3 protein-coding genes are annotated in these 6070 nt (G+C 64.2%); 1 reads left to right on the forward strand and 2 read right to left on the reverse strand.

What is annotated here, in order from left to right; all coding sequences use genetic code 11:
* Window positions 1–121: 121 nt before the first annotated feature.
* Window positions 122–1912, reverse strand: a complete 1791-nt coding sequence (locus EN935_RS18860; RefSeq protein WP_109666495.1) for an acyl-CoA dehydrogenase — start codon at window positions 1910–1912, stop codon at window positions 122–124.
* 273 nt (window positions 1913–2185) lie between these two features.
* Window positions 2186–2644: a MerR family DNA-binding transcriptional regulator gene (locus EN935_RS18865; protein ID WP_127265127.1), complete on the reverse strand. Its 459-nt coding sequence runs from the start codon at window positions 2642–2644 to the stop codon at window positions 2186–2188.
* Between the two features lie 458 nt (window positions 2645–3102).
* Here EN935_RS18865 and EN935_RS18870 point away from each other — a divergent pair.
* The coding region (locus tag EN935_RS18870) for a peptidoglycan-binding protein (RefSeq protein ID WP_127373511.1) at window positions 3103–6070 on the forward strand (2968 nt) is incomplete at its 3' end.

The raw sequence follows: 6070 nt of genomic DNA on the forward strand, positions 1-6070 counted from the left end.
GGTCATGTTGGTATGATACTCCTCCCAGAGCACATCGTTAGAGTTGAGGTCGGCGCACTTCACGCAGGACCCCACCCGGCCCTCCGGGCCACCCTCCCCTCAAGGGGGAGGGGAACCATCTTTAGAACGCTTCCGCCGGCAGGGCCATTAGCGTGTCCGCACCACTCGAGATCCGGGCGAGGTGCGCCGACGTCTCCGGCATGATCCGCTCCATGAAGAAGCGCCCCGTCACAACCTTGTTGTCGTAGAAGGACTGGGAACCGTTGGCGCCCGTCTTGCCAAGTGCCGCTTTGGCCATCTGCGCCCACATGTAGCCCAGCGCCACCAGGCCGAAGAGATGCATGTAGTCGGTCGAGGCGGCGCCCGCATTGTCGGGCTTGGCCATGCCGTTCTGCACCAGCCACATGGTCGCCGCCTGCAGATCGTTGAGACCCTTCTTCAAGGCCTTTGTGAACGGCGCCATCTTCTCGTCGGAGCGGCTCTCCTCGCAGAACTCACCGACCTCCTTGAAGAAGGCCTGCACGGCGCGGCCGCCATTCAGGCCGAGCTTGCGGCCGACGAGGTCGAGCGCCTGGATGCCGTTGGCGCCTTCATAGATCATGGCGATGCGGGCATCGCGCACGAACTGGCTCATGCCATGCTCTTCGATGTAGCCGTGACCGCCGAACACCTGCTGCGCCATGACGGCGTGGTCGAACCCCTTGTCGGTGAGCACGCCCTTGACCACCGGCGTCATCAGGCCGGTGTAGTCGTCGGCGGCCTGGCGGTCCTTGTCATCACCGGAGCGGTGGGCGATGTCGGACTTGATCGCGGTCCACAGCGCCAGCGCGCGGCCGGCCTCGTTGAACGCCTTCATGGTCATCAGACTGCGGCGGATGTCGGGATGGACGATGATCGGGTCGGCCTTCTTGTCCGGCGCCTTCGGCCCCGACAATGAACGGCCCTGCAAGCGGTCCTTGGCGTAGGCGACGGCGTTCTGATAGGCGATCTCCGACAGCGACAGCCCCTGCAGGCCGACGCCGAGGCGTGCCTCGTTCATCATCGTGAACATCGCCTTGAGGCCGCCATTGGCCTCGCCGAGCAGCGTGCCTTGCGCCTCGTCATAGTTCATGACGCAGGTCGAATTGCCGTGGATGCCCATCTTCTCCTCGATCGAGCCGCAGGAGACGGTGTTCCTGGCGCCCGGATTGCCCGATGCGTCGAGCATGAGCTTCGGTACGATGAACAGCGAGATGCCCTTGACGCCTTCCGGCGCGCCCTCAATGCGGGCCAGCACCAGATGGACGATGTTGTCCGACATGTCGTGTTCGCCGGCCGAGATGAAGATCTTCTGGCCTGAAATCTTGTAGGTGCCATCGCCGTTCGGCACCGCCTTGGTGCGCAACAGGCCGAGATCGGTGCCGCAATGCGGCTCGGTCAGGTTCATGGTGCCGGTCCAGGCACCCTCGATCATCCTGGGCAGCCACTTCGCCTTCTGCTCGTCGGTGCCATGGGTGATGATCGCCGCGATCGCACCTTGCGTCAGGCCCGGATACATCATCAGCGACATGTTGGCCGAGACCATATATTCGGCGACGGCGGTGTGCACGGCATAGGGCAGGCCCTGACCGCCGAACTCGACCGGCGCGGCCAATCCCATCCAGCCGCCCTCGCGATACTGGTCGAAGGCCTCCTTGAAGCCTTTCGGCGTGGTCACCGAGCCATCGTCATGACGCACGCAGCCTTCCATGTCGCCGACACGGTTCAGCGGCTGCATGACGTTTTCGGCGAGCTTGGCGCCTTCGGCGAGGATCGCCTCGAGCACATCGGGCGTGGCGTCGGAAAATCCGGGAAGGTTCGAATAGCGCTGATAACCCAGCACCTCGTTGAGCACGAACAGCGTATCCTGGACCGGAGCCCTGTATGTTGGCATGCTTTTTCTCCACCCTGCAAACCCGGTCCGAATGCCCCGAAGATAAGCCAGGGGCGGCATGCGGACCCATATTGGGAGCGGGATAGCAAAAATTGACGTTTGCGTAAACGTCAATTTTTTCGATGCGACAAGATTTCCCGCCCATTGCGGCAATGAGCGTAGCGGCGCGACGTCGCGCAAGCCAGCGCCGAAGGCTATATTGGTGGGGTCAGGACAACGAAAAGCCGCGCGGCAGTGCCACGCGGCTTGATAGTCAGGCAATCAGTAGATGACTTAGCTCGCGGCGCTCGCCTGCGGCGCCGACCGCTCGGTCAGCATTCGGCGCACCGCCGACATCGAGCCACTTAGCTCGTTGATGGCATCGTCGATCAGCGCCCGCTGCTTCTGCAGGCGGGCAAGCTGCTTTTCCGACTTGTCCAGCGCGAGCTTGAGCTGCTTGGTGTTGGAACCGGTCGGATCGTAGAGATCCATCATCTGCTTGACGTCGCGCAGCGAGAACCCGACCTTGCGGCCAAGCAGGATCAGTTTCAGCCGGGCCTTGTCACGGCGTGTGTAGAGACGGGTCGAACCGTCACGCTGCGGGTTGAGCAGGCCCTTGTCTTCGTAGAAACGCAGCGTGCGCAGCGTCACTCCGTATTTCTTCGCCATCTCGCCGATGCGGACAAGGTCCTCGCCGGTTTCGACAGACATATTGGTATTGGCCGCGGTCTCGCCGGCCGAGATAAGCTTCATGGTCACTGGCTTTCCCCGTCTGGTGGCGTCGCGGTCCTGGACCGTGCGTCGCCTGACTGGAAGCGGGGGCTTGCTTCCAGTCGTGGTTTCAACAAACAAATCGCAAAATAGCACGCTCGAATGCGCCTTTTACGTTTACGTCAATTCTATACCGATAGCCGCCTCATGACGCAAGGGCGTTCTGCGGGCTGAGCTTTATGCCGCACCGTCAAGCCGGCAGCCAACTTCCTTGCAACTTCTTAAGTTTGGTTAACGCGTTGTTTACCACGTTGGGGGAAATGTGGGCACGTCGGCTACCCGTGTTTATCCTGTATCGAATTTTTCACGGTTTTTCGGAGCGCGGGTGAGAACCCGGGAAGCTCGTCTTCCGCCGCGGCATAGCCGCAGGTCGCCTTCGTTCCGGCAGGGACTTGGGGGAACTGGCCACGAGCCAGCCATTCTGAAAGACGGACGCACCTATGAACAGCAAGCGGTCCTATCTCGATACACTCAACGCCGGCAGGCAGCGCAGGCCGCAGACCACGCTCGAGCAGTTGAACCAGTCGCTGGAGACGCTGGAGCAGCGGCTTGAGCGGACGCGCGAGGATCCGATGGCACGTCCCGATCTCCGCCAACCCGATCCTCGCCAATATGGCGCCGATGCGCGCTATCCCGCCGCCCGACCCACTGGCCAGCAGCGCTGGTATGAGGATCCGCAGCCGGCGCCGCGCCCGAAAAGCCCGATGCAAGGAGCCACCGCTTACCAGGCCATTGCCCGCGACATCGATCGCGTGCGCGGCCAGGAGGACGGCGTGGCTATGGTCGGCAAGATCGCCGGCGAGTTGCGCGGCATGCGCGAGGAATTGCGCCACCAGATGACATCAGGGCTGCAGCGCGAATTCGAAGCGCTGCGCAAGGACATCGAGCGGGCTTTCCAGTCGGGCGCCAGGCCCGGTGCTTCGGCCAAGGGCAGCGCCGAGCTCGGTCTTGAATTCGAACGACTTTCCGGCGCCATCCAGACGCTGGCCGAGAAGAGCGACGACAGAAGCGTCAACATGCTGCGACTCGAGCTCGAACAGGTCAAAGCCGCGCTCGAGACGCTGGCGCGCGAAGAGAGCGTGCAAAAGGTCGACCGCCGCTGGGACGATTTCGATCGCCGCTGGACGGCTTTCGAGGACCGCGTCGACGCCGACCAGCGCAAGCGCTCGAACGACCCGGGCCTTTCAATGCTGACCGACCGGCTGGAGCAGATCAGCAATGCCGTCAACAACCTGCCGGAATCGCTGTCGCTGCGCTCGCTCGAGGAAAAGGTGCGCACGCTCGCCGGCGCCGTCGACCATTTCGCCAGCCAGCAGGACAATCGCGGCAGCGACACGCTTGGCATGATCGACGAGCGGCTGGACGAGATTTCCCGCGCCATCGTTGCATCGACGGTCGCGGCGCAAGCCAATTCATTCGACCACGAGGCTTTCGAGCGCATCGAGAAGCGGATCGACTCGCTTGCCAGCCAGATCGAGGAAGTGGCGCAGGATCGTCCCGGCAACGCGGTCATGGACCGGCTGGGTACGCTGTCGAGCCGGGTCGACGAGCTCGCCGGCCGCGCCAACCTGCCCGAGCAGGCGATGGAGCGCCTGGCCAAGCAGATCACGCTCATTGCCGACAAGATCGACCAGGCACCCGCCATGCCCGACGCCGACTACATCTTCCACGGGCTGGAGCAGCGCTTCGACGTGCTGTCGGGCATGATGGAGCGCCGCCAGGGTGACGCTATCGAACAGGGCAACATGCTGTTCCGCGATCTCGAACGCCGGCTGGACGAAGTTGCCGACAGGCTCGACCAGCGCATGCCGCAGGTCGACAGCGCCGGCATCATGGAAGCCATCGATGCCCGCTTCACCGCGCTGGCCAAGCGCATGGAAACACGTGTTCCCGATCCCGCGGGCGAAGCAGCGATCCGCGGCCTAGAAAGCCGGCTCGAAGACATTTCAAGCCGGCTGGACGCATCGGCCGCGCAGGTGGCCGGCATCGATCCTGCGCTGATCCGCAGTCTGGAGGCGCAGGTCGCCGGCCTGTCCGCCCATCTTTCCAAGCCCAGCACGCCGCTGCCGGAATTCGAGGACATCAGCCCGCGTCTCAACGAAATTGAAAAGTCGCTGGCTGGAACCCGCGATTCCATCCTTGGCGCGGCGCGCGAAGCGGCCGAGAACGCGGTGCAATCGCTGGCTGGTTCGAGCGCCAATACGACCGCCGTTTCCGGCCTCGCCCAGGATTTGAAGACGCTTGAAACGCTGACACGGCGCTCCGACGAGCGCAATTCGAGAACATTCGAGGCCATCCACGACACGTTGCTCAAGATCGTCGACCGGCTGGGTTCGCTCGAACCCGGCGAGCCGGTCGAGGCGATGAGCGAACTGCTGGATGCGGCACCGGTCGAGCCGAGCAACTGGCGCGGTGCACGGCGACCCAAGATGGCCGTCGACGCGCCGTCGATGGATATCGATCAGCCTCTGCCATTGACTGGGGACATGGCCGATCTCGATGGCCGCGCTGCCGCCATCCTGCGCAATGAGCCGGGCGCTCGTAGCGACCTAAGTGCACGTAGCGACATGGGTCTGCGTAGCGACTTGGGTATGGGGACGCGCACGCCAGCCGAAGCCGCAGCGGCTGCGGCCATGGCTGCTCTCGGCTCCGACGCGATTGTCGAGAAGAACGAACAGGCGGGCGGCCGCAGATCGATGTTCGGCGGGCTGGCCCGCGCCTTCAAGGGCAAGAAGGAGGCGGACATTCCGCCACTGGCCGGCTCGGCGCCGAGTGCCCCAATACCGAGCGTCGATCTCGACGAGCCGCTCGATCCGAAAATGGCCAACCGGCCGCTGGAGCCCGGCTCCGGCGCACCTGACCTTAATGCCATCATGAAACGCGTGCGTGACGAGCGCGGCCAGCCGGCCAAGCCCAGCGACACCGATGCCGCGAAATCGGATTTCATCGCCGCGGCCCGGCGCGCGGCGCAGGCTGCGGCCGCCGAGGCCGATGCACTGAAGCGCCAGTCGACGGTGACCGGACCGGTAAAGGCGCTACGGATCGGCGACCTGCTCAAGGCACGGCGCAAGCCGATCCTGATGGGGACGACCGCGATCTTGCTGGCGCTGGGCGCCTTGCAACTGGGCAAGGCCTTCTTCGCCGATCCCGCACAGATGGCGAGCAACGACGTCGCGCCGATCGTCGCCTCGCAGCCGGTGAAAACCGCCTCATTCGACGCCGCTGGCCAGCCAAAGACAGACATCCAGCTTCCGGCAGCAGAAAGCGCGCCGGACCGTGTCGTCAGACAGGCCGAACCGTCCGACCCGCTGACCAAGGACGATATGGCATCGCAAACCCCGATGGCCACGCCGCCAGGCGCCGAGCCGTCGATGGATGCCGCGCCGCCAGCCCAGCCGGCTCCTGCAC

Origin of the sequence: Mesorhizobium sp. M7D.F.Ca.US.004.03.1.1, from assembly GCF_003998635.1 — a bacterium.
GTDB lineage: Bacteria > Pseudomonadota > Alphaproteobacteria > Rhizobiales > Rhizobiaceae > Mesorhizobium > Mesorhizobium loti.